Source organism: Actinomadura kijaniata NBRC 14229 (genome assembly GCF_001552175.1).
Classification (GTDB): domain Bacteria; phylum Actinomycetota; class Actinomycetes; order Streptosporangiales; family Streptosporangiaceae; genus Spirillospora; species Spirillospora kijaniata.
Map to the genome: position 1 here is coordinate 1 of NZ_BCQR01000336.1, position 1,386 is coordinate 1,386.

A 1,386-nucleotide genomic window follows, 5' to 3' on the forward strand; every position below is an offset into this window, starting at 1 on the left:
TAGTAGGACTTTGTTAGGTGGTGTCGTAGGGCAGCCAGGTGGCTGGTCGTTGGCAGGTCGGGCAGTGGTGTGGCCCGGTGGTCACCATCTGCTGCAGCAGATCCAGGACTTGGTAGAGGCTCAGGCCACGACCTGGGCTTTTGGGTCCAGGCGCTGTTCGGTGACAAACAGGTGGGCGGCGGTGACCAACGTCAGATGGCGGTGGAAGCCGGTGAACGAGCGTCCTTCGAAGTGGTCCAGGCCCAGCCCGGTCTTCAGCTCGCGGTAGTCGTGCTCGATCCGCCAGCGCGCCTTGGCCAACCGCACCAGCATCGCCGCCGGAAAGTCGGCGGGCAGATTGGACAACCAGTACTTGACCGGCTCGGCCGCCCCGGCGGGCCACTGGGCGATCAGCCACTGCTCGGCGATGACGCCGTCGGCTTGCGGGCGCGGTCGCCGGCCCGCGACCCGGACCCGCAACAGCACAAACCGGGCCCGCAACGGCCCGCGCGCACCGTGTCGCCACCTCAGCGTGCGGGCCTGGGCCGCTCCGGCGGCCAGCACATGCTCACGCAGGCTGACCGGCCGATCGCGATAGCGCGGCAACGGACGCGGCCCGCGACCGCCATAGGGCGGGCGCTGCGGCACCGCCGCCGCGTCATAGGCGGTCAGCTCACCGGTGACCTGCACCGCATAGGCCAGCCCTCGCGCGGCCAACCCCCGGCGAAACAACGCGTTGTTGCCGTAGTCGCTGTCGGCGACCACCACCGCCGGATACAGCCCCCACCCGGCCAGCTCGTCCAGCATCTCGATCGCCAACCGCCACTTGGGCCGGTGGCACTCGGTCGCCGGGATGCCACAACGCGCCCGCCGGTCGGCCGCCTGAGGCCCGTCCCAGGCGTCAGGGATGAACAACCGCCAGTTCAGCGGGCAGGAGGCGGTATCGGTGGCGGCGTGCACGCTGACGGCGATCTGGCAGTTGCCGGTCTTGCCCAGCGTGCCTGAGTACTGCCGGGCCACCCCCGGCGAGGCGTCGCCGTCCTTGGGGAACCCGGTGTCATCGATCACCCATACCTGTGGCCGCACCACCCGCACCACACGCCGCGCCAACCGGGCCCGCACCTGTTCATACGACCAGGTGGAGGAGGTGATGAACTGCTGCAACCGCTGGTGATCAACCCCCAACCGGGCCGCCATCGGCTGCATCGACTTGCGACGGCCATCCAGCAACAGCCCGCGCAGATACAGTCCCCCCTTGACCCGCTGATCGACACGCGCCAACGGCGCGAACACCTGCGTGGTGAACTCCTCCAGCCGGGCCCGACACCCCGCCAGCTCCTCAGGCGTCATCCTCCCAGCACAACACCGCATCACTCATCCGACCAGACACCTAACAAAGTCCTACTA

1 protein-coding gene is annotated in these 1,386 nt (G+C 69.0%); it reads right to left on the minus strand.

Going from position 1 to position 1,386, the window contains the following annotated elements; genetic code table 11:
• Nucleotides 1–120: 120 nt before the first annotated feature.
• Complete coding sequence (locus tag AKI01S_RS48585; RefSeq protein WP_067833929.1) at nt 121–1,329, minus strand: IS701 family transposase; 1,209 nt, start codon at nt 1,327–1,329, stop codon at nt 121–123.
• Nucleotides 1,330–1,386 lie beyond the last annotated feature (57 nt).

Bases quoted from the DNA above. Each gene is read 5' to 3' on its own strand.
- AKI01S_RS48585 (WP_067833929.1), bottom strand. From the start codon at position 1,329: ATGACGCCTGAGGAGCTGGCGGGGTGTCGGGCCCGGCTGGAGGAGTTC.